A 25,154-nucleotide genomic window follows, 5' to 3' on the forward strand; every position below is an offset into this window, starting at 1 on the left:
CGGGCAGCATTGTCTGATGCCGTCATCAATGGGCTGTTATTATTGTTATGCGGCATTATTTTGTAAGTTCCTTCTCAATCTCTTCGAGCGATTTTCCCTTAGTTTCGGGCAGCATGCGCATGAAGTAGACGAAGCCTGCGGCGCATATTGCTGCATAAATCCAGAACGTGCCGTAGCTGCCGAGCGAGCTGTTGAGCAGCGGAAAGGTGTAGGTAAGCGTGGTGCTGCCCGTCCACAGCGCAAAGGTGCATGTGCCCACGGCAACAGCCCTGACGCGACTCGGAAACAGTTCGGCTATAAGCACCCACGTAACCGGACCGAGAGTCATGGCATAGCAGGCAATGGCCATAACAACGAGCGCCACCATGATGATGCCCTTAATCTCGAAATAATAGCACGTGCCCAGCACAAGATATATCAATGCGAGACCGCACGAGCCTATGAGCATGAGACGGCGGCGGCCAAGACGCTCGACGGTGAATATGGCTACGATGGTGAATATAACGTTGGTTACGCCCGTTACGACGATGTTGAACAGCACGTCGCTGAGCGAATAGCCTGCCGACTGGAATATCTCCTGGGCGTAGTTGAATATCACGTTGGTGCCGCTCCACTGCTGAAAAACGGCCACCACGATGCCGATGATGACGATGCTTGTGAGCGGACGGCTGAACAGCGTGCGCAGTCCGTGCTGCGAGCTGTCGGCATGAGCTGCGGCAGATATTGCCTTCAGCTCCTCGTCGGCATAGCTGCTGCCGCCTATGCGTGCAAGAATGGCGCGCGCATCATTGTCATTGCCCTTCATGGCAAGCCAGCGCGGACTCTCGGGAATGAAGAACACAAGGATGAGGAAGGCCAGCGCCGGGAAGGCTCCCGCCCAGAACATCCAGCGCCATCCCGTCTGACAGTTCCACGTGTCAATGGTGTTCATCACCACGGGTTCGGCTATCAGCCAGTTGGTTATCTGTGCCGCCAGGATGCCTATCACTATCGTCAACTGGTTGAGCGACACCAGTTTGCCGCGTATGTGCGACGGTGCCACCTCGGCTATATACATTGGCGAGAGGCCCGAAGCCATGCCTATGCCCACGCCGCTGAGGAAGCGCGCCGCCAGAAAATAGCTGAAATGGCTGAAATATCCCGTGCCGAAGGCAGACAAAAGGAACACCACCGACGAGGCGATGAGCAGCTTTTTGCGGCCGAAACGGTCGGCAAGACTGCCGGCGGTCATGGCTCCCGTGAGGCATCCCACGAGGGCTATGCTCATGGCAAGACCCTGCATGCCGGGGTCGTCGGCAATGTTGAAATACACTTCGTAGAACGGCTTTGCGCCGCCAATCACCACCCAGTCGTAGCCGAACAGCAGTCCGCCCATGGCCGAAACGATGCAGATAAAATATACAAAACCTTTGTTGAATGTTTTCATGGGTTACTTATGGTTTATAGTTTTACGTTTTTTCTCTTTCCTTTCACGCCGCCTTACGGCCTTGCTTGTTGCCCGCGGCGCGCTCGTCATGCCGTTTTATCATGGTCTGCAGCTTGTGTCTTGTCATGTGTGCCGCAGCCTTTAAACGGTGTTTTTTTATTATCTTATTATTTGTACATTAGGCAGCCGTGGCCGCCTATGTTGTTTAACACCGCAAAGTTACGCACATCCGCCGACATAAAAAATAGAAAAAAATAAGAATAAAATGGACAATATTATTATTGTTTTCAGTATATTTGCATCACAGTCTTTTACCATTTAAAACAATGTTGAGAATAAAAAGCGGATTTTCGGGCGAGCGCTCGCTTGTGCTGCCCAAGATGGTTACCGACATGATGGCAGCCGACGCCATTGTGTCTGTGCTCTACGTAACCGACATAGGCTATTATCCAAAGGCAGAAAACCACTACCGCGAGCGCCGCGAACCCATAGACCAGTATGTGTTTATCTATTGCATCGACGGCCGCGGAAGCTACGAGGTGGGCGGCAACAGCTACGAAGTGGCTGCCAATCAGTATTTTATCCTGCCCGCCGGAGTGCCCCACAGATATCAGGCCGACGCCGAAGATCCGTGGACAATCTACTGGATTCACTTCAAGGGCATGCTCGCCCCCTATTATGCCGCCGACGCTATAGCTCCCACGTCGGTGAATCCCGGCATACACTCGCGCATAAGCAACCGCATAAACATGTTTGAGGAGCTGTTTGAGACGCTCAATTCGGGCTACAGCATAGAGAGCATCCGCTACGCCATGTCGCTCTTTCACCACTATCTGGCCTCGCTCCGCTATGTTCACCAATACCGCAGCGTGGGCGAGAAGATAGACGAAGGCAACGTGGTTGAGGCCGCCATACATTATATGAAAGAGAACATAGAGCGCCACATGACGCTGCAGGAGGTGGCTGATTTCACGGGCTATTCGGCGTCGCATTTCTCCATGCTGTTCAAGGCAAAGACGGGGCACAGTCCGCTCAACTACATCAACCTGCTTAAAATTCAGCGTGCCTGCCTGCTGCTCGACACCACGCAGATGCGCATGAACCAGATATGCCACAAGCTCGGCATAGACGACCCATATTATTTCTCCCGCCTTTTCAGCAAGATAATGGGCATGAGTCCGCGCGCCTACCGCACGAAGCCGAAGGCGTAGAGGGCGGGATTTTTTAAATTAAAAATTAAAAAGTAAAAAGTAAAAATTGACAGGGGAGAGATTTCTTTGGGGGTAATTCATAATTGGCTGATGCCGAACTTCGCATTCACAATTTATAATTCATGATTCATAATTAACAATTAGCTGACGCCGAACCTCGTTTAATAATTGGCTGATGCCCAACTTCGTATTCACAATACATAATTCCTAATTTAAGATTTCATAATTAGTAATTTATACTTCTTGTTTCTTACATCATAGCTCTAACTTCTTGTTATTGGCCTATTTCGCTCCTTTTGGCGTAAAATTTATATTTTCTGAATATTTTGTTTCCGTATAGTATTGCGATGTTTGCTAATTTTGCAGCCGTAAAATTGTAACTTAAACCGATACTTTGAAAATGACATCAAGAATAACATTCATATTAGCCTTTATTATGACTGCTGCCCTGCAGGTCAGGGCCGACAATATATTATGGTATCAGCAGCCGGCCGGCGAATGGATGGAAGCCATGCCTGCGGGCAACGGCCGCCTGTCGGCTATGGTCTACGGAGGCATAGCCCGCGAGAGGATAGCCCTCGGCGAGATCAGCTTGTGGTCGGGAAAGCCCGACGCATCTAACAACGACATATGCGGAAAGGATAAGCTCGACGAGATGCGACGCTGCTTCTTCAACGGCGACCCGGAGCGCGGCAACGAGCTGGGCAACAAATATCTCAACGGACTGGGCCGCTCCTTCGGCACTCATCTGCCGCTCGGCGACATGGTGGCCGACTTCAGATATCCGTGCGGACAGATACGCAACTACCGCAGGAGCATCGACATGGACAGCTCGGTGGTGGCCGTTACGTTCAGCTGCGGCGACACAGACTACCGCAGGGAATACATAGCCGACTATCCCGACGACGTGATTGCCATGCGCTACACTGCCAGCCGCAAGGGAGCAATAACGGCAACGTTCGGTCTTAACCTGCTGCGCAAGGCCGGCGTGAAGGCCACGAAAGACGGGCTGACGCTGGCGGGCAAGGTAGACTTTCCGCTGCACGGAGCGGGCGGAGTGAGCTTCTGCGGCGAGGTGAGACTGCTGCCCGAGGGCGGAACAGTAAGCACGACAGACACCACTGTAACCATAGAGGGAGCCGATGCGCTCACCATTATAATAGATGTGCGCACCGACTATAACAACAAAGACTACATGCAGCTATGCGCTGCCACTGTTGACAAGGCCGCAGACAAGGGCTACGGAGCGCTGAGAAATGCCCACGTGGCCGACTATACGGCGCTCTTCGGGCGCATGGACATATCCCTGGGCGAGGGCGCAGGCAGCCAGTTGCCCACAGACACACGCCTGAGGCTGGCGCAGGCAGGGGCATCCGACCCTATGCTCGACGCCCTCTTCTTTCAGTACGGACGCTACATGCTCATATCGTCGTCGCGTCCGAGCGGCATGCCTCTGTGTGCCAACCTGCAGGGAATATGGAACGACAACGGGGCATGCAACATGCCATGGACGTGCGACTATCATCTCGACATAAACATACAGCAGAACTACTGGGCTGCCAACCGCGCCAACCTGGCCGAATGCAACGAGCCGCTGTTCAGCTATATCAGCATGCTTGCCGACAGCGGAGCCGTGACGGCGCGCAAGATGTACGGCTGCGGCGGATGGGTGGCACACACCGTGTGCAACGCATGGGGCTACACATCGCCGGGCTGGGGCGTAGGCTGGGGCATGAACGTAACGGGCGGAGCATGGCTCGCCACGCATCTGTGGAGCCACTATCTCTACACGCGCGACAACGACTATCTGCGCCGCACGGGCTATCCGCTGCTGAAAAGGACGGCAGAGTTCTTCATGGACTACATGGTGAAAGACCCGCGCACGGGCTATCTCGTAACCGGACCGAGCATATCGCCCGAGAACGGATATGTGTCAGAGAAGGGCAACCACCTAAGCCTGTCGATGATGCCTACGGTAGACCGCGCCGTGGTTTACGACATATATTCGGCATGCATTGAGGCATCGAAGATACTCGGCACCGACAAGGCCATGCGCCGCCGCCTTGAGCGCGACATAAAGATGCTGCCGCCCCTGATGACGGGCAGCGACGGACAGGTGCGCGAATGGCTCGACGACGTGCGCCGCAGCGACCCTGCCCACCGCCACTCGTCGCATCTGCTGACGCTCTTTCCCTTCGGACAGATATCCTATACGCGCAATCCCGACCTGATGGCAGCGGCGCGCAAGGGGCTCGAGATGCAGACAGGACAGAAGGGATGGGAAGACACCGAATGGAGCACGGCCAACATGCTTTGCTATTATGCCCGCATGAAAGACGCGCCGGCTGCCTACGGATGGCTGCAGAACCTGTTCAGAAAGTTCACCCGCGAGAACCTAATGACCGTGTCGCCGGCAGGAGTTGCCATGGCAGAGTACGACATATTCAGCTTCGACGCCACCGAGGCGAGCGTTGCCGGAATGTGCGAGATGCTGCTGCAGAGCTACGACGGCTTCATAGAGTTTCTGCCGGCATTGCCAAGCCAGTGGAGCACGGGCCATGTCAGCGGACTGTGTGCCGAGGGCGGACTCGTGGTGGACATGAGCTGGCGCGACGGCAAGATGACGTCGGCACGCATAAAGGCCACGGCCGACTGCACTTTCAGCGTGAAGGGCATAAGCGGCAAGATCAGGCTGAAGAAAGGAGAGGAAAAACTCATAAATTTCTGACCTGATAATATAATTTTATGAATTTTATATTGTTTAAACATGACGATATACGAAGTCTTTAGTCTTAAATATAATGTGTAGTGATTTTATATTAGCGGCATGTTCCTGCCGCGAACGAAAAAGAGGTTGGGGCCTTCGGGCCGTGTGGTTGCTATAAGAAAAAGTTTCTTTTGATGTTATATGATTATATGTTTATTGACGTTTGAGTTTAGATTTGCATGATTTAGTTTTACCATAAATTGTTTTATTAATTAATATCGGGCAATCACAATTCAGGGTAATATACAGGGGCGGCTTTCCGGTGACGGAAGGCCGCTCTTCTTTTATATCTCCTGTCAGCCTCTTGCTGTCCGTCTGCCGTGCATGCCCGTTCCTTCGGGAGTTTGTCGCCGCTCTGCCCGGGCTGGTCTTCATGCCGCATATATCTTTGCTCTGCAGGCAGATGTTTTTATTCTGCCGTCATGCTGTTCTCCTTCAGCCTTTCTGTAGATTTCAGTCTGCCGTCATGCTGCTTTCCTTCAGATGTCTTGTAGTTTTCAGTCAGCATTTTTCGCCAGCAGTATGGCGCAGCAGCCGGCGGAATGTTCAACAAAAACTGCCGTTGATGTATGGCAAAATTGGGGCAGCGTGATGCCGCGATGATTTACGTTTGACGCTCTCAGAATGGCCATGCCCGTGGCGAAACCGCGGTTGGATGCTGAAAATTGCACAAAAATGCACTTCTGTGTTAACCGCCTGATGTGCAGGGCGTTAAGCCGTTCTGCGGTCTGCCGTGCCCATTGTTAAAAAACATTACTGTGCCGTTTGAGGTGCAAAAACGATAGGTTTAAGCCACAGAAGAGATGCTTCTGCAGCGCAAAAACAGCCCGTTTGCGCCCCGAAAGGCATCATTTTGCGGCAGAGAAAGATGCCGTAAGGTGAATGTATGTTAAATATTTGGCATCTGTGAGTCTATTGAATTAACATCCGTTATGAATTGATTTTCCAGATTGAGAAAAATTTTTGTCCTGACTTTTTACCTTTTCCGCTGCCTCCGGCTGCCGTTTTCAGCAAAATAGAGAGATATGAAGAGCCGTGCATGATGACAATATAATCACAATTTAGTCCTGCGTTTTTGTAAAGAAATATGATGGCGAGGCTGTGGCTGTCCAGTCGCCGTGCAGCCCCAGAACCCCATTGCCGTCAATGATTTTTGCCGCCGTAGGCTGTTGGCCCTAATCTGTTAAATTATTTATACATACAGACCTGAAAATGCAAAAAAACGCCCCTCAACCCCCGCTTTTTGGCCAATTTGAGCCATTTTTGCTAATTTTTGCCAAATTTGCTCCATTTTCGTCGCCCTATATATTATATTTTTGCAGCAGAAAATTTGTGGCAAAATGGCTGAAAATGAAAAATGCGATAAAGCAGCCTGAACAATTTATTTAATAACAAATAAAAACCTTGAATCATTTAATACCGTAAAAAAGTAAAACAGAGAAAATCATGTAAACATTAACATTTCCAAGTTTAACCCAGAGCGGACGTCAGCCGGCATAATGAGGCTGAGCCGAGAAAAGAAAAAATTAAGAATAATTAATAATCAATACTAATTAACATGAAAAGGAAACTTTCTACTTTATTAATGCTCCTGGCATTGTTCTGCACGCAGGCAGTCTTTGCCCAGACAACAGTGACAGGACAAGTGGTGGATGAAAACGCTGAGCCGCTCATCGGCGCGTCAGTGCAGCTGAAAGGCACATCCACGGGAATGCCTACCGACATCAACGGTAACTTCAAAGTCGACGCAAAGAGCGGACAGACGCTTGTTGTGTCTTACATCGGATATGACACCCGCGAGGTGAAGGTGCCGGCATCGGGCAGCATGAAGATTGTGCTCAAGGCATCAGAAAGCTCACTCGACGGCGTTGTCGTAGTGGGTGTGCTCATGAAGAAGAGCGACCTTACGGGAGCCGTGTCGCATGTCGATGCCGACGTGCTGACCGAGAAGCCCGTGACCACCATCAACGAGGCACTGCAGGGACGCGTTGCCGGCGTGAACATCACAAAGGGTATCACTCCGAGCGACGACTCGTCGATAAAGATCCGCGGTACCAACACCATCAACTCGGGCTCGTCACCTATATATGTAGTAGACGGTCTGGTTATGGACAACCAGTTCGGATTCTTCAACTCTATCAACATCAACGACGTTGAGTCTATCGAGGTTCTCAAGGACGCTTCGGCCACAGCCCTCTACGGTTCGCGCGGTGCCAACGGTGTTATCGTGGTTACAACCAAGAAGGCTCGCAAGGGCGAAGGCACAGTGAGCTACGACGGCTGGGTGAGCTTCTCTACCATGGGCCACCGCCCCGAGACCATGAACGCACAGCAGACATTCGAGCTGCGCGCCGAGGCCTTTGCCAACGGATACGCCTTCAACAACCCCAACGCCACGGCTGAGGAGAAGCAGGCTTACTGGGACAACGTGATCATGGGCTCTAACACAGTGTTCTCCGACGAGGAGTTTGCAGGCTACCGCAGCGGCAAGACATACGACTGGCTGAAGCAGGTTACGCAGACAGGCGTTGAGCACAACCACAGCGTGAGCTTCTCTAAGGGCAGCGACAACAGCAACGTATATGTAAGCCTCGGATACAGCGGACTCGAAGGTATCGTGAAGGGCACAAAGCAGGACAAATACTACGGCCGTATCAACGCCGAGACACAGATAAAGCCCTGGCTGAAGATAGGTACAAACACATCTTACACCTACATGCACGACGACATGCCGTCGGGCGACGTATATAACAAGGCTCTCGAAAAGTCGAACCCGCTCATCGACTACACTCCCTACATGGACGACGCCACACGCCACAACGAAGAATATCTGACTCTCTACTGGCGCGTGCACACAGAGGAGAACAACAACGACTTCAACCCGTTCAACTCTATGGAGATAAAGACAGAGCGCGCACGCTATCACTTCACATCGGCCAACTATGTGAACATCAACCCGATAAAGGGACTCAACATACGCTCTACATTCGCCCTGAACAGATCAGAGCAGAGCTGGAACCAGTTTATACCTACAGGCATACAGGAGTCTATACGCCACAAGAACGGCGACGCCTACGCCACACAGCAGCGCTTCGGCGAGACACAGTGGCAGTGGGACAACACCATCAGCTACGACACACAGATTGACGGAGTGCACAACCTGAACGCCTTCCTCGGAACATCGGCATCAAGATATATATATAATGTGGTTAAGGCAGGCGGCAAGCGCTTCGCAAGCAACGACCTCGGATGGAACGTGCTGGGCAGCTCTGCCGACAGAGAGAACCGCGAGATAGAGTCTGACCTGCAGAACTCATCGCTCATGTCATACGTAGGACGCGTAAACTATAACTACGACCACCGCTACTACGTAACCTTGACCGGACGCTACGACGGATCTTCTAAGTTTGCAGCAGGCAACAGATGGGGCTTCCTGCCGTCATTCTCGCTCGCATGGGACATGACCAACGAGAAGTTCTTCCCGCAGCAGTCATATCTGTCACGCCTGAAGCTGCGCGGAGGCTACGGAGTTGTGGGTAACCAGGACATCAGCAACTACATGTATCTCACGCTCTACTATCCGCAGGCATCCAACGGCGAAGCCTTCTACGGCACCGACGGCCGCCGCGGCACACCGGGACTGACATGGGAGAAGCAGAAGCAGACCAACATAGGAGCCGACCTCGGATTCTTCGACAACAGGCTCAACATCTCGTTCGACTACTACATGATCAGAAACTCTAACCTCCTCATGTCTCACTCGCTGCCCAAGACATCGGGCTACACCTACACCGTGGAGAACATCGGAGAGCTGGAGAACAACGGATTCGAGCTCACCATCGGCGCAACACCTATACGCACCAAGGACTTCACATGGAACATCAGCGCCAACCTGTCGCACGACCAGAACAAGGTTACGAAGCTCTATGCAGGCGTTGACGAGATACTCAACGGCACCGACCGCTCGGGCAACATCTTCATAGGCGAGTCGCTCAGCAACATCTACACATACAAGTGCGGAGGCATTGCCAACGAGAACAACCGCGAGCTCTGGGAGAACGTCGACTTCAACGGACGCACCATCGGACTGGGCGACCTCTTCGTGCTCGACATCGACGGACCTGAGGGCAAGCCCGACGGCGTGGTCGACTCTTACGACCGCTACGTTTACGGCGACACCGACCCCGACATCTACGGAGGCTTCTCTACCGACCTTACATGGAAGGGACTCTCGCTCAACGCCGTGTTCACCTACTCGCTCGGCGGACACAGAATCAGCTCTTACTATGAGAACCTCGTAAGCTCTGTAGGTCTGAGCTATGCTTCTACCGACCTGGCTGACCACTGGACAGAGAGCAACACCGACGCCTACTTCCCAAGAGTGATGACAAACACCGTGGGCTACAACAAGTTCTACGCATGGGAGACAGACCGCTACATCCAGAACTCGTCTTACCTGCGCCTGGCTACGCTCACCCTGGCATACAACCTGCCCGACAACTGGCTCAAGCGCATACACATGAAGTCGCTCCGCCTCTACTTCACGGCAAGCAACCTCTTCACCATAACCGACTATAAGGGCTTCGACCCGGAACTTGGCGACTACAACTATCCGCCTACAAGGTCGTACACAATCGGATTAAACTTCAGTTTCTAACACTATCACCATTAAAATAGAAAAACCATGAAAATTAAAAATAAAATAATGACATTGGGCCTGGCGGCAATATCAGCCGTTGCCATGTCTTCATGTTCGGATTTTCTGGATGAAGGACCGAAGACCTCGCTTCCGGAAGACATCATATATTCAGACACTGCCTATGTAGAGTCGAACGTGCAGACTCTCTACAAGAACTGGCGCGGACTCTTCACCGACAGGTATCTCTGGGAGCAGATGGTAGGAACCGACGAGATACAGTCGGGAGCATACCAGGCGCTCAAGGAAGACGGCGGACGCCGCGGATCGCTCGACAAGTATGACGCCCTGCTCACCTCTGAGCTGTCATACGTGGTGGAGCAGTGGGAGAACCGCTGGCCCACAGTGAGCGAGGCTGCCAAGATAGTAAACTCGCTCGGAAAGCTCAATCTTGACGAAGACAAGAAGGTAGCCGGACTCTACGGCGAGGCAAGCTTCATACGCGGCGGACTCATGATGGAGCTGGCCATGCTCTACGGACGCATTCCTATCATCGACGTGAGCCGTCAGGACGAGCTGGGCTACGGCCGTCAGCCGCTCAAGGACGTATGGCAGTTTATCATCAACGACCTGAAGAACGCCGCACAGTATTGCCCCGAGACCAACAACCCTGGACGCGCCACACGCTATGCAGCCTCTATGATGCTGGGATATGCCTACATGGCAGCACCCGAGGAGACAGGCCTGCGCGACTTCAGCCTGGCAAAGGATGCGCTCGAGACCGTTGTGAAAGGCCCCTTCAAGCTCGTGGCTTACTATGACCTGTGGGACTACAGCATAACAAACACAAGCGAGTCGATACTCGAGTGGCAGTTCAACAACGTTTATCCTGACTGCAACAGCGTGCAGTTCCAGATAGGCTCGCGTGCCGTTCAGTCATACTTCGGCGACGGATGCTACTACAGCGGCTACGACCATGCCGTGCCTTCACAGTGGGCATACAGCAACGTTGAGGACGGAGGAATATGGGAAGACGGCGACATACGCAAGGAAGAGTCTATACGCTACGACTTCACATACTACGGACAGACACCTACGCTCGACAACATCCTGTGGGAGGAGCTTGGCGACGACCACGACGAGCTGCTGCCACATATCAAGAAGTATGAAGACTTCCGCACCGACTCTCACTCAGGCCTTGGCATCAACAACGAGTGGAACTCAGGCAAGAACATCCCGTTCCTGCGCCTTGCCAACGCCATTCTGCTCTACGCCGAGTGTCTCAACGAACTGGGACAGACGGGCGAAGCCGTTAAGCAGGTGAACATCGTGAGAAAGCGCGCATGGGAAGACAGCCTGCCTGCCGACAAGGCATGGAGCGAGGGCATGAGCCAGGACGAGTTCCGCAAGGAGATAATGACAGAGCGCGTGCGCGAGCTCTTCGGCGAGCGCTGGCGCAAGTTCGACCTCATCCGCACAGGCCACTTCCTCGACTACGTGTCAGAGCGCAACAAGTGGGCTAAGCGTTCGGGAACAATCCATGCTTACAACGTTCTGTGGCCGATACCTCTGACAGAGATCAACCAGAACGAGGACATGACCATGGACGACCAGAACGAAGGTTACAGATAAAAAACACAGCGGGCTGCGGCCTTGGCCATAGGCTGCAGCCACGCTGCCTTATAAAGGCGGGGCATAGCAGGGCCGTGTGTGCTTATGATAATAAAAAATATTCTTGCAAACTGTTATATCTGAAGCATACACCAATTTTAACCTACAGGCATACACTGGCCCGGTTATGCCCCGCCTTAAAAAAACAAAACAGGAAAACACAGTCCCTGTCTTACACGTATCATCGGCATCATTGCCGGAGCCTTAGTCTTCAGGATAAAAAAATGAAAATACAGCCAATCATATTGTTGCCGGCGTGCCACATAATCGGCATGCTTCTTGCCCGGGCTGCACAGGCGGCCCTGAGCGCGGCGTAGCCGGCATTCAAAGGCACAGCATGTAATTATTAACCTATTTAATTTATATAAAAGATATGAAAGCAAAACTTTACCTCGTCTCGGCTCTTATAGCCTCTGCCGGTACGGCCTTTGCAGCCTCGCAGAAGCCGCAGTACAATGAGATGACGCTGCCCGGAGGCGTGTCGACGGCATATTTCCGCGGAAGCCTGGTATATGCCGACGTAAACGGCGACGGCAACATGGACCTCATCGTGAAGGGCCGCGACCTTAACAACGGATGGAATCCAGACGTGGTGCTGATAACCACCGACAACAGCGGCAACCTTGACAACTCTGTCAAGCTGCCCGCAAGCATGCCCTATGAGAGCACGCTGAGCGCATTCGACTTCAACAACGACGGCCACGTTGACTATCTGCTCTGCAACTACGGCTACGAACTTTACAGAAACAACGGCGACGGCACCTTTGCCAAGGTGGAGAACTTCGCGCTCGAGAGCAACCTCAACATCAGCGACGACAACGGAACGTCGGAGTGCTGGTATATGGGACTGACGGCCATTGCCGACTTCGACATGGACGGCTATCAGGACCTCGTGGTGATGGATGCCGACGGCAATCCGGTGATGTATAAGAACAACGGCGGCGACGGCACCTTCGCAAAGGTGGCCGACTCGGGACTCTTCGCGCAGCGCAACGGAACAATGGCCGTGGGCGACTTCAACAACGACGGATGCCCCGACCTGGCCGTGAGCGGATGGAGCGACGCCGTGGGCAACGACTGCATAACAATCAACAAGAACAACGGCGACGGCACCTTCACGCGTGTTACTTCTGACGCCTTTGCCGGAACAGAGAAAGGCCAGATAATGTTCGTCGACGTTGACGGCGACGGCCGCCTCGACCTCTTCGTTACGGGACAGAGCGGCACAGAGTCGTGGGCAAGCGTGGCATATATCTACAGAAACAACGGCGACGAGACATTCAGCAAGGTCGACGCATCGCTCACAGGAGCACACAAGAGCGGATGCGACTGGGCCGACGTAAACGGCGACGGCATGATAGACATCATCTACTCGGGCGAGACAAGCAACGAGAGCAGGGCAGTGGTGGCAATCAACGAGGGCGGACTGGCCTTCACACAATATGACGACCTGCTCTGCAAGGCACGCGGAGGCGTGGCTGTGGCTGCATACGATATTAACAAGAACGGTTTCCCAAACATAGCAATAATGGGATACAACAACGACGGAGCTCCCCACATGCACGTGTATAACGGACTTTGCTCGCGCAACGTCAACGAGGCTCCCACAGCACCTGCCAACCTCGCCATGAAGGCTGACGGCGGAAAGGTTACGCTGACATGGGACGCCGCCGCTGACAGCAAGACTCCTGCCGAGGCGCTGCGCTACAACGTGTATGTCAAGCTGACCGACGGAAGTCTTGTTACGGTCATTCCGGCCGACCCCGCAACGGGCGCTCTCAGACTGGGCGACGTAAATGCCGCGCTGACATCGCGCAGCTATACGCTCAACATCAGCTCAGATAAGATAGCAGAATGGGGCGTGCAGGCAATAGACGGAGGCAAGATGGCAGGACCATTTGCCAAGTATGACCCCACATCGGGCATAGACACTGTAACTGACGGAGCCGCAGGCATCAGCATAATGTGCAGCGGCAACGCCATAACAGTGAGCGCAGACGCAACGCTGACTGTGGCCGACATGGCAGGCAACGTGCTGCTTGGCACAAAGGTTGCTGCCGGACAGGCCGTACAGACAGGTCTTAAAGCCGGAGCCTACATCGTCAAGGCTGAAGGCAAGGACGGAGCAGCAGTGGTGAGAAAGTTCATCATCAGATAGTATTGTTTTTCTAAGATTATTAATTAAAGTTTGTTTCTGAATGAGTGACGCCGGAGGTTTTCCACTTAAAGGGCGTCAAGAATCTCCGGCCGAACTCTCATTCCGGAAGTAAGACAGACAGCCGGGCAGGGTGCAGAATAATAAGCACCCGTTATGCAACAAAATAGGCCCCAGGTAGTTTAATAGTTGTAAAGTAATCATAAAGACATGCCGCGGCAAGGCTGGCATCAGTCACATAGCCTGTGAGGCAGGCGTTGTCTTCAATAAAAATAAATAATAATATGAAAATAGGAAAAGTGATATCAATGGCCGTTATGCTGGCATGTCCTGCGTGGATGTCGGCACAGCACAATATTACAGACGGCGCATGGAACATAACATTCGACGAGTCGGCCAAGACGCTCACTTACGAGCAGAACGGCAAGCAGCTGATAAAGGGAGCCTACGTTGAGGTGCACAACGCAGCCGAGGAGAAGCTCCTGTCGAAAGACTATCCCAGCGTGTCGCTCACGTCAGAGGCTGTAAGCGATGTGTTCGGCAGCGGAACAAAGTATACATACACCTATTCGGGCCTGGCCGGAAAGGATAACATAGAGCAGTCGATATACATCTATCCGGGCAAGAACTATCTGCTCGTAGAGGCTGCCATCGTGGCAACGGGCGGAACGACAAAGACCAACTACATTGCTCCGATGGTGAGCACCACGTCAACGACCTTCCTCCCCTCGGGCGGAGAGAACGTGGTGTACGACATGCCTCACGACAACGACAACTGGGTGGGCTATTCGGCACAGCCCTGGAGCATAGGTCAGCCTAACACATCGTGCGAGGTGTCGGCCATGTACGACGTGCTCAGCCGCCAGGGACTCGTAGTGGGATCAATAGAACACGACAACTGGAAGAGCGGAATAACCGTTACGCCTAACGGACAGAACCGCCTGCGCAACCTTACGGTGGCTGCCGGAGTGGTGAGCAGCCGCACCAACGACGTGTGGGAAGGACGCCCGTCGCTCACCAAGCACGGCTCTATATCAGGACAGAGAGTGCGCTCGCCTAAGTATTTCTTCGGATATTATGCCGACTGGCGCAACGGTCTTGAGGAACTGGGCGAGGCTACCGAGAAGCTCTGCCCGAAACTGAAGTGGGACAAGGGCACCATCTTTGCATGGCAGAGCTGGGGCGGAATGGCAGAGCACGTAAACTATGAGGGAGCAGTCAACGTGTCTGACTTCTTCAAGCAGCAGCTCGAGCCTAACAACTTCCACAACGAGAACGGCGAGTGCTACATCGTGCTCGACTCTTTCTGGGACAACCTCAGCGACGACCAGCTCAGAAGCTTCGTGCAGCACTGCAAGCAGAACGGACAGCACCCCGGAATATATCACACACCGTTCTCTTACTGGGGCAACGAGTCGCAGGCTGCCATGTACAGACCTTACGAAGGCAGTCCTTACACATGGGCCGACATAGCCATCAGGGCCAACGGACAGCTCAGAAAGATTGCCTCAATAGCTCTCGACCCGACTCACCCCGGTACGCTCGAGTATAACAGAGAGAGATTCAAGAAGTTCAAGGACCTTGGTTTCGAGTATATCAAGCTCGACTTCATCAACAACGGAACCCTCGAGGCCGACAAGTTCTATGAGCCGGGCATAACAACGGGTATGCAGGCCTACACTTACGGTATGGACAAGATTCTGGAGATGGCCGACGGCATGTTTGTCGACCTGTCTATCGCGCCCGTGTTCCCTGCCAAGGGACATGCACGCCGTATATCATGCGACAGCTGGGGCGAGCTCGACAACAGTATGTACACGCTCAACAGCATTGAGCTGGGCTGGTGGCTCGACCGCGTTTATCCTTACAACGACCCCGACCACCTCGTGCTCTCGAGAGCTGAGAGCGAAGGAGCCGCACGCATAAGATACACTTGCGGAGCCATGACGGGCACGGTGCTGCTCGGCGACAACTACAGTCTGGCAGGCTCTTATCCCGGCAAGCAGTCGGAGCGCGACCTGGCAATGAAGATTGCCACTAATGCCGACATCAATGCCGTGGCACACATCGGACGCTCTTTCCGCCCGGTAGACGGCAGGCTCGCCACGATGTTCAGCCGTTACGACAAGTATACTTACGGAGTTGACCAGGAGTTTGTGCTCGACACCGAAGACGCTCTCTATTATGTAGTGTTCAATTACGACAAGTCAGCACAGTACACCAAGACTGCCGACTTTGAGCGCCTCGGCATATCAAAGGACAACGTTAAGGGCATAAAGGAGCTCTGGACAGGTCAGACGGTTGAGGTTACAGGCAACGGATTCAATGTTGCAGTTCCGCAGTGCGACGTAAGAATGTACCGCATCGACAAGAACAGCGACGGCACAGGCATTGCCGGTGTAACCGAAGGAAATTCACAGAATGTTAAAATCAACTATAGCAACGGGAGCCTTACAATGGAGGCTCCCGAAGCCATATCATCTGTTGCAGTCTATGACATGTCGGGAGCATTGCTGCTGAACGACACATTCAAGTCAGCCGCAGGCAGCGCTGCCGTAGCCTTTGACGCCAAGGCCGGAGTGTATGTGGCAAGGATAGTGCTCGAGTCTGGCTGCCCGGTGGCAAAGAAGATTCTCGTAAAATAACATCATGCTTATGGCCGGCATCAGTACGGCAGACACGGCATAAAGCAGCAGTGCGGCACAAGCCGTAAGGCTGACATCAGAAACACACTTGCCGCCCGGCGGCAGAAGTATTATCAGAAACAAACAAATTGATCATGAAGCAAAGTACAGTTAAAGCCCCTAAAACCATAGCAGCCCTTATCATGGCCGTGCTTGCGTTAGCCCTGCTGGCGGCATGTCCGGCTTATGCCACGGGCAACTATTCGTTCAAGCGCATTGACAACACCTTCGGGCTGTCGTCGAGCAACGTAAAGTGTGTGGCCGAAGACAGCTACGGATTTATATGGCTCGGCACGAAGAACGGACTTCACCGCTACGACGGCCTCGACATGCGCAGGCTTAACTGCTTTGACCACAAAAAGAAACAGGGCAACAACAACATTGCGGCCCTGTATGAAGACGAACGCAAGATGATGTGGGTGGGAACAGACCGCGGTGTGTATCTTTACAACCCGAAGACCGACACGTTCAGCTTTCTTGACCGCAAGGACAGGCGCAACGGCAAGTATCCCGACAACTGGGTGCAGACCATCGACGGCGACGGCAAGGGCAACGTGTGGGTGCTTCTGCCCGACCTCGGCGTGTTTCATTATCACGGACAGAGCGTCGACTATTATTCAGTAACGCCGATAAAGGACAACCTGAAAGAAAAGTTCCCGTCTAACATCTGTGTCGACGACAACGGCGACGTGTGGGTAACCACGGCAAGCGCCGGAATATACAAGTTTGACAAGCGTGCCAGAAGGTTTGTAAGGGTGGTGGCCGCCGACGGACAGGACATGGAGGGCGTGATGTTCACCACTGTGGTTGAAGACACCGACGGCTCGCTCATCTTTGCGTCTACCAACGGCTATCTGTTTCGATACAATCCTGTGCATAACACATTCTCTAAAATAAACTTCTCGGCAGAAGGCAAGATATATATGCGCTGCATGCAGTGCTTTGAAGACGAAATATGGATAGGAACACAGCACGGACTGTATATCCTCAACAAATATGACAACACCGAGACCGTGCTGCACGAAGATCCGCTCAACAAGTTCAGCCTGTCTGACGACATAATCTACTGTCTCTACGAGAGCAGGAGCGGCGACGTGTGGATAGGCACGTCTTTCGGCGGAGTGAACTACACATCAAGAAACAAGTTTTACTTTAAGGTGTTCGGCCTGTGGTCGGGGCTTACCGGAAGGGTGGTCAACGGACTTACGCAGAGCGCTGACAACCGCATATGGATAGGAACGGAGGACAGGGGGCTGTTCTCGCTCAATCCGTCAACTAACATAATATCTGCAATCAGTGACATAACGGCAGCACAGAAGACGGTGCTGCTGCTTACAGCATTCAACGGCAGCGTCTATGCCGGATTCTCGCGCGGCGGACTGCTGCGTGTCGACGGCAGCGGCAGGGTGTCAACCGTGCTTAACATCAAGGAGAAGGACAACAGCGTGTATTCATATCTCAAGGACAGCCGCGGCAACGAGTGGGTGGGCCTTGGCTACGCGCTCTACCGCCGCGATGCCGGACAGAAAGACTTCAGGCACGTCAACGAAACCGGCTACGACTGGATATTCAATCTCTTTGAGGCTCACGACGGCACCGTATGGATAGGCACCATGGGCAACGGCGTATGGAGATACACGCCGTCTACGGGCAAATACAAGAGATACGTGTCGGGCGAGACATCGCGCAGCGGGCTGCGCTCCAACAGCATAAGCTCGTTTATGGAAGACAGCCGCGGCAACGTGTGGGTGTCTACCGACCGCGGCGGAATAAGCCGCTATAACAAGAAAGAAGACAACTTCACGTCGTTCGGAATAGAGGAGGGACTGCCCGACGACGTGGCGTACAACATACTTGAGGACAACAACGGCAACCTGTGGTTCGGCACCAACAAGGGCCTCGTGAAGTTTAATCCCGACACAAGGGCCGTGAGAGTGTTCACCGTGAAAGACGGACTGCCCAACAACCAGTTTAACTACAACTCGGCCATCAAGGCCAACGACGGTCTGTTCTACTTTGGAAGCATAGGCGGAATAATAGCCTTCAACCCCGACAAGGAAGACAACCAGACCATGCAGTCGTCGCTGTATTTCACTCAGCTGAGGATACTTAACGAGGAAGTTACCGTAGACACAAAGAACTCGCCGCTGAAGGAGAACATCATGTTCACCAGACGCCTCACCCTGCCTTACGACATGGCAACATTCTCGCTGAGGGTGGTGTCGCCGAGCTTCGGCGTTACCAGCGGCAGCATGTACAGCTACAAGCTCGAGCCCGTCAACTCAGAATGGATAAGCATGTCGGGCAACCAGATATCGTTTGCCAACCTGCCTCCGGGCACATACAACCTGTGTGTAAAGGTTGACACACACGGACAGACCATAACCAAAAGTCTTGAGATAGTGATAACTCCGCCATGGTACAGTTCTAAATGGGCCTATCTGGCATACATTATACTTATCGTGGCCGGAGTTATGCTGTGGTTTGTGCTCTACCGCAACCACAAGGAGAAGCAGCTGCGCGAGCGCCAGCACCTCTTTGCCGTGAACAAGGAGAAGGAGCTGTATCAGAACAAGGTGAACTTCTTTACCGAAGTGGCCCACGAGATACGCACGCCGCTGACGCTGATCGACGCGCCGCTCGAGGCCATAGAGGAGATAGGGATAAACAACAGCCGCGTGCAGCACTATCTGAAAGTTACGCGGCAGAATACCAAGCGGCTGCTCAACCTTACGGGCCAGCTGCTCGACTTCCAGAAGATCGACTCCAACAGGCTCACGTTCAAATATGAGAACGTAGACATAAGCGCGCTGGTGAACGAGACCATTGACCGCTTTGAGCCTGCCATGACGCTGAAGGACAAGGAGCTGATAAGAAACGTGGCCGACGAGCCCGTGATAGTTTCTACCGACAGGGAGGCCGTCATCAAGATTCTGAGCAACCTGCTTAACAACGCCCTGAAGTATGCCCGCCGCAGGGTGAAGGTGTCGCTCACTACAGACGACAGCAACTTCATAATAAAGGTTACGAGCGACGGCGACAAGATATCAGACAGCGAGAAGAAGCTAATCTTCAAGCGCTTCTACCAGATAGACAAGTCGAACAGCGGCGAGAACGGCGTGGGCATAGGCCTTCCGCTTTCGCTTTCGCTCGCATCGCTGCTGGGCGGAAGTCTTGAGCTGGCCGACGACGGCAGCGACGGCAACACCTTTGTGGCCATACTGCCGCAGAACAAGGAGGGCATAAAGCACAACAACAAGCTGACCGTTGACACGTCTGACTATCTGCTCGAGGAAGAAACCAACCAGGCAAAGGAGAACACAGGCGGATACACCGTGCTGATAGTTGAGGACAACGACAACATGCGCGAGTTTCTGGCCGAGCAGGCCAACATGTCGTTCACGATAGAGACGGCGCGCAACGGCAAGGAGGCTCTCGAGAAGCTGGCCGGCAGCCACATCGACCTGATAGTGTCTGACGTGATGATGCCCGAGATGGACGGCTTCAGCCTGTGCAAGGCGGTCAAGGCAGACATCAACCTGTCGCACATACCAATAGTGTTCATCACCGCCAAGAACGACCTTGAGAGCAAGATAAAGGGCCTTCAGCTCGGCGCCGAGGCATATATAGAGAAGCCCTTCTCGGTGAAGTTCTTCCGCCAGCTCATACGTTCGCTGCTCGACAACAGGCGGCGCGAGCGCGAGTCGTTCTCCAAAAAGCCCTTCTTCAACATGGACAACATGCACATGACGAAGGCCGACGAGGAGTTTATGAACAAGGTCATAAAGATTATAGAGGACAACGTGGGCGAAGACAACTTCAACGTGGAGTGCATGGCTGACATTCTGTGCATGAGCCACTCGAGCCTGCTGCGCAAGATAAAGTCGGTGTTCAACATGTCGCCCGTTGAGCTTATCAGGCTCATCAAGCTGAAGAAGGCCGCCGAGCTCATACAGGAGGGCAAGCACCTCATAGGCGACATCTGCTATATGGTGGGCATATCGTCGCCGTCGTATTTCAGCAAGCTGTTCTTCAAGCAGTTTGGCATAAGCCCGAAGGACTTTGAGAAGCAGTGCAGGGAGAAGCAGGGCAACGGCTGAGCACCATAAAAAAAACGGACAGACCAGGATTGTTACGGCAATGGCATGTGTGCCGGCACCGGCGCTGAAAGCCGGCGCCGTGGCCCGTGCCATGACCGCGAAGATGATAAGGACAAAATGTTTTAACCTATGAAAACAAGCAATTTCAGACGCATTGCGGCAGCTGCTGCCGTGGCCTTGTGTGCCGCCGGAGCAGACGCAAAGGTGGTGCTGCCTCACTTTGTTACCGACAGCATGGTGGTTCAGCAGCAGAGCCTCTGGACCATAACGGGCAGGAGCAGCGGCAGCAGGGTGAAGGTCAGGGCCTCGTGGAGCAGGCATGCCCTGACGGCTAAGGTGATGAGCGACGGCACGTTCAGCATCAGGCTGGCCACGCCCAAGGCCGGAGGACCCTACACGATAACCTTCGACGACGGCGACAGGACCACGTTGCGCGACATCTATTCGGGCGAGGTGTGGCTCTGCTCGGGGCAGTCGAACATGGAGATGCCCGTGGGCGGCTGGGGAAAGGTGATGAACTACTGGCACGAGATAATGTCGGCCAATCATCCCGAAGTGAGATTCTTGCAGATAAGCAAGCAGCGCAGCTTTGTGCCCGCGGCCGACACCGACGTGAACATGGGCGGCTGGCGCACGTGCACGCCGGAGACCGTTGAGAACTTCTCGTCGGTGGCATACTTCTATGCCCGCGAGATGTCAAGGCGCCTGGGCGTCCATGTGGGCGTGATAGACTGCACCTGGGGCGGCACGCCGGCCGAGGCTTGGAGCAGCTATGCAGGCGTCAGCTCGGTTGAGGGCTTTGAGAACGAGACAGGCATGATGGCCGACAACGGCTTCGACAAGGACAGGATAAAGGCCGAATATGAGCGCCGCGTGGCCGAGTGGGTGAGCATGGCCACGGAGGGTGTGGCCGACAGCGGCGGCAAGGTGTGCCTGCCCGCCGACGGCAGTCTGCCCGTGATGCCCGTTCCGGGGCAGTGGGAAAGCTCAGCCCTGCCCGGATTCAACGGCATTGTGCTGATGCAGCGCGAGATCGACATACCTGCCGGATGGGCAGGAAAGCCCGTGGAGCTGCACCTCGGAGCCATAGACGACGAAGACGTTACCTACTTTAACGGAACAAAGATAGCCGAAGGCTCGGGCTACAACGTGGAGCGCACCTACACCGTTCCGGCAGAGCTGGTGAAGGGCGGCAAGGCTCTGATAACCGTAAGAGTTACCGACTTTGAGGGAGAGGGCGGCATCTGCGGCAGCGCTTCAGACCTGTTTGCACGGCAGGGCGACAGCCGCCTGCCGCTCGACGGCAACTGGGCATACAAGGTGGCTGCCGACTTCGGCAAGCTGCCGCGGCGTCCTGTGTCGGCCGAGAGCGCGTCTTTCCCCACGGTGCTGTACAACGCCATGCTTTATCCGCTGCGGCAGTTGCCCATAAAGGGCGTGCTGTGGTATCAGGGCTGCGCCAACGTGGGGCGTGCCGCCCAGTATGGGCCGCTGTTCCGCCGGCTTATATCCGACTGGCGCCGCCTGTGGGGCAACGACAGCCTGCCGTTCTACTTTGTTCAGCTGGCGGCATATCTTAAGCCCGTGCAGGTGCAGCCCGACTCTGAGTGGGCGGCGCTGCGGCAGGCACAGGCAGGCGCGCTGAGCCTTGACGGCACGGCCATGGTGGTTACGACAGACATAGGCGACAGCACCGACATACATCCGAAGAACAAGCAGGAGGTGGCGCGCAGGCTGTCGCTCGTGGCCCTCCGGCGCGCCTACGGCTTCAGCGACATAACCGACAGGGCGCCCGCCCTGAGCAACTGCGAGATAAAGGGCAGCGAGGCAGTGCTGAGGTTTGACGGCGACGTGGTTACCAGGGGCGAGGCTCCGCGAGGCTTCATCGTGCTGACCGACAAGGGGCAGTGGGCTGCGCCCGAAGCCGTGAAGACCGACGCGCGCACCATAAGGATAACCGCAGGCGGAAACATAGTGGCCGTGAGATACAACTGGGCCGACTATCCCTGCGGCAACCTGTTCGGGCCGACGGGGCTGCCCGTGGCTCTGTTTGAGGCAGGCTCACGCTGACCGTGAGGCCCTGCGCACAGGAAAATCAGGACATTAAGGACATAAATATTTTTAACTAATAAAACACAGTAAAGACATGAAAATCGTAACAAAACTATTCGTGGCACTGGGCCTGCTGGCATTTGTCTGCAAGGCCGGAGCCAAAGAACAGATTGTGGTAGAGACCGGCAGCACGAGCCTCGTGTTCACCGTGGGCGACAACGGCCGGCTGTACCAGAGCTACTTCGGCAAGCGCCTTACGGACAAGAGCGAGTATGCCATGCTGCCGCAGGGCAAGGAGGCATACATGACACACGGCATGGAAGACTACTTTGAGCCTGCGCTCCACATAACGCGCTCTGACGGCAACCCGTCGACGCTGCTGAAATACAAGAGGCACGAGACAAAGGCATGCGACGGCGGCACGGAGACCGTGATATATCTTGCCGACCCCGTGTATGCCGACGAGGTGGCAATGCACTTTGTGGCCTACGCCAAGGAAGACGTGTTTAAGGCGTGGACCGAGATATTCAACAGGGAGAAGTCGGCCATAACGCTCGAGAAGTATGCCTCGTCGATGCTCCACATGTATGCGCCGAAATATTACCTGACACAGTATAACGGCGACTGGGCCACCGAGGCGGGCAGCCACACGCAGGAGCTTTACTTCGGCAAGAAGGTGATAGACACCAAGCTGGGAGCGCGCGCCGACATGTTCTGCCAGCCCTTCTTCCAGCTGTCGCTCGGCAGCAAGGCCACTGAGAGAGAGGGCGAGGTGCTGGTGGGCACGCTGGCATGGACGGGCAACTTCAGGTTTACGTTCGAGGTTGACAACCTTGGCGGCCTGCGCGTGATAAGCGGCATCAACCCCTATGCGTCGCAGTACACCGTGGCAAAGAACAAGAGCTTCAGGACTCCTGAGTTTATCTTCACCCTGAGCCAGAGCGGAACAGGACACGCCAGCCGCAACCTGCACGACTGGGCGCGCAAGTATCAGATAAAGGACGGCCAGGGCGACCGCATGACGCTGCTGAACAACTGGGAGGCTACTTACTTCGACTTCGACGAGAACAAGCTGCTCTCGCTCATCGGCGAGGCCAAGGAGCTGGGCGTTGACATGTTCCTGCTCGACGACGGATGGTTCGGCAACAAATACAAGCGCCACAGCGACACGCAGGCACTGGGCGACTGGGAGGTTACGGCCGACAAGCTGCCCAACGGCATAGGACGACTGACGGAGGAGGCCAAGAAGCAGGGCGTGAAGTTCGGCCTGTGGATAGAGCCTGAGATGGTTAGCCCCAAGTCGGAGCTGTATGAGAAGCACAAGGACTGGGTGATAACGCTGCCTAACCGCGAGGAGTATTACTTCAGAAACCAGCTCGTGCTCGACCTGTCTAACCCCAAGGTGCAGGACTATGTGTTCGGCGTGGTGGACGGACTGATGACGAAGTATCCCGACATAGCCTACTTCAAGTGGGACTGCAACAGCCCGATAACCAACATCTACTCTAACTACGAGAAGATGAAGCAGACACACCTTTATGTTGACTACGTGCGCGGACTCTACAACGTACTGGAGCGCATCAAGGCAAAATATCCCGACCTGCCCATGATGCTGTGCTCGGGCGGAGGCGGACGCACCGACTATGAGGCGCTGAAATATTTTGTAGAGATGTGGCCGAGCGACAACACCGACCCCGTGGAGCGCATCTTCATACAGTGGGGCTACTCGCAGGTGTTCCCTGCCAAGGTGCAGTGTGCCCACGTAACTACATGGAACAAGGCGGCAAGCATAAAGTTCAGGGTGAACGTGGCCATGATGGGCAAGATGGGCTTCGACATCAACCTGCACGACATTCCGGCAGGAGAGCTGGCCTACTGCAAGCAGTCGATAGCCGACTTCAACAGGCTGAAGCCCGTGATACTCGACGGCGACCAGTATCGCCTCGTGTCGCCATACGAGGGCAACCACACCTCTACGATGTATGTCAGCAAGGACAAGGCCAGCGCCGTGGTGTTTGCCTTCGACATATTCCCGCGCTACAGCGAGAAGCTATACAACGTGGTGATGGAAGGGCTCGACGCTTCGAAGAAGTATGACGTGCGCGAGATAAACCGTGCCGACGGCTCGCAGGGCGAGGTGAAGACCTACTCGGGCGAGTATCTCATGACCGTTGGTCTGCCGCTCTTCAGCGCGCAGAAGCTGAGCAGCCGCGTGTATGAGCTGAAGGCAAGATAACGGGGCCGATGCCTTTGAAATAAAACTAAAAAGGTCCGGCAGCCATGTCCTGATGACGTGGCTGCCGGACTTTCTTTTATCCCATATCTGCCTTCGCAGGGCATGGCTGCCGTTAGTGTGCCTGCCTCATTGCCGCCGGCTTTTGGGCGGCATGGGCGGATGTGCAGGGCTGAAGCATGCGGCGCCGTGAATGGTATGAGGCGGCTGCATGACGCC

10 protein-coding genes are annotated in these 25,154 nt (G+C 54.4%); 9 read left to right on the top strand and 1 reads right to left on the bottom strand.

All coding sequences use genetic code 11. The features are described 5' to 3' along the window. Window positions 1–55: 55 nt before the first annotated feature. On the bottom strand, window positions 56–1,426 hold the full coding sequence (locus EJL04_RS11880; protein WP_125105062.1) for a sugar porter family MFS transporter: 1,371 nt from the start codon (window positions 1,424–1,426) through the stop codon (window positions 56–58). Window positions 1,427–1,752: 326 nt separating this feature from the next. Here EJL04_RS11880 and EJL04_RS11885 point away from each other — a divergent pair, with 326 nt between their 5' ends. The 9 genes from EJL04_RS11885 (at window position 1,753) to EJL04_RS11925 (ending at window position 24,938) form a co-directional block, all read left to right on the top strand. Further along, window positions 1,753–2,637 carry an AraC family transcriptional regulator gene (locus EJL04_RS11885; protein WP_125105063.1) on the top strand — a complete coding sequence of 295 codons (885 nt, stop codon included), beginning with the start codon at window positions 1,753–1,755 and terminating at the stop codon, window positions 2,635–2,637. 400 nt (window positions 2,638–3,037) lie between these two features. After that, complete coding sequence (locus EJL04_RS11890) at window positions 3,038–5,365, top strand: glycoside hydrolase family 95 protein (RefSeq protein ID WP_125105064.1); 2,328 nt, start codon at window positions 3,038–3,040, stop codon at window positions 5,363–5,365. A gap of 1,597 nt (window positions 5,366–6,962) precedes the next feature. Beyond that, window positions 6,963–10,061, top strand: coding sequence for a SusC/RagA family TonB-linked outer membrane protein (locus EJL04_RS11895; RefSeq protein WP_021855842.1), 3,099 nt, complete (start codon window positions 6,963–6,965; stop codon window positions 10,059–10,061). Between the two features lie 27 nt (window positions 10,062–10,088). Next, window positions 10,089–11,672: a RagB/SusD family nutrient uptake outer membrane protein gene (locus EJL04_RS11900; RefSeq protein WP_125105065.1), complete on the top strand. Its 1,584-nt coding sequence runs from the start codon at window positions 10,089–10,091 to the stop codon at window positions 11,670–11,672. Window positions 11,673–12,084: 412 nt separating this feature from the next. Then, window positions 12,085–13,869, top strand: a complete 1,785-nt coding sequence (locus EJL04_RS11905; RefSeq protein WP_125105066.1) for a T9SS type A sorting domain-containing protein — start codon at window positions 12,085–12,087, stop codon at window positions 13,867–13,869. Window positions 13,870–14,150: 281 nt separating this feature from the next. Beyond that, window positions 14,151–16,511, top strand: coding sequence for an alpha-galactosidase (locus EJL04_RS11910; RefSeq protein WP_125105067.1), 2,361 nt, complete (start codon window positions 14,151–14,153; stop codon window positions 16,509–16,511). A gap of 134 nt (window positions 16,512–16,645) precedes the next feature. Next, entirely contained in the window at window positions 16,646–20,650 is a 4,005-nt protein-coding gene (locus EJL04_RS11915; RefSeq protein WP_125105068.1) for a hybrid sensor histidine kinase/response regulator transcription factor, read from the top strand. Window positions 20,651–20,779: 129 nt separating this feature from the next. Beyond that, on the top strand, window positions 20,780–22,720 hold the full coding sequence (locus tag EJL04_RS11920) for a sialate O-acetylesterase (protein WP_125105069.1): 1,941 nt from the start codon (window positions 20,780–20,782) through the stop codon (window positions 22,718–22,720). A gap of 76 nt (window positions 22,721–22,796) precedes the next feature. Beyond that, a complete protein-coding gene (locus EJL04_RS11925) occupies window positions 22,797–24,938 on the top strand; it encodes an alpha-galactosidase (protein ID WP_125105070.1) in 2,142 nt (713 codons plus the stop codon). Window positions 24,939–25,154 lie beyond the last annotated feature (216 nt).

The organism is Prevotella marseillensis (genome assembly GCF_900625065.1).
In the GTDB taxonomy this organism is placed as follows: domain Bacteria; phylum Bacteroidota; class Bacteroidia; order Bacteroidales; family Bacteroidaceae; genus Prevotella; species Prevotella rara.

Bases quoted from the DNA above. Each gene is read 5' to 3' on its own strand.
- EJL04_RS11880 (WP_125105062.1), bottom strand. From the start codon at position 1,426: ATGAAAACATTCAACAAAGGTTTTGTATATTTTATCTGCATCGTTTCG.
- EJL04_RS11885 (WP_125105063.1), top strand. From the start codon at position 1,753: ATGTTGAGAATAAAAAGCGGATTTTCGGGCGAGCGCTCGCTTGTGCTG.
- EJL04_RS11890 (WP_125105064.1), top strand. From the start codon at position 3,038: ATGACATCAAGAATAACATTCATATTAGCCTTTATTATGACTGCTGCC.
- EJL04_RS11895 (WP_021855842.1), top strand. From the start codon at position 6,963: ATGAAAAGGAAACTTTCTACTTTATTAATGCTCCTGGCATTGTTCTGC.
- EJL04_RS11900 (WP_125105065.1), top strand. From the start codon at position 10,089: ATGAAAATTAAAAATAAAATAATGACATTGGGCCTGGCGGCAATATCA.
- EJL04_RS11905 (WP_125105066.1), top strand. From the start codon at position 12,085: ATGAAAGCAAAACTTTACCTCGTCTCGGCTCTTATAGCCTCTGCCGGT.
- EJL04_RS11910 (WP_125105067.1), top strand. From the start codon at position 14,151: ATGAAAATAGGAAAAGTGATATCAATGGCCGTTATGCTGGCATGTCCT.
- EJL04_RS11915 (WP_125105068.1), top strand. From the start codon at position 16,646: ATGAAGCAAAGTACAGTTAAAGCCCCTAAAACCATAGCAGCCCTTATC.
- EJL04_RS11920 (WP_125105069.1), top strand. From the start codon at position 20,780: ATGAAAACAAGCAATTTCAGACGCATTGCGGCAGCTGCTGCCGTGGCC.
- EJL04_RS11925 (WP_125105070.1), top strand. From the start codon at position 22,797: ATGAAAATCGTAACAAAACTATTCGTGGCACTGGGCCTGCTGGCATTT.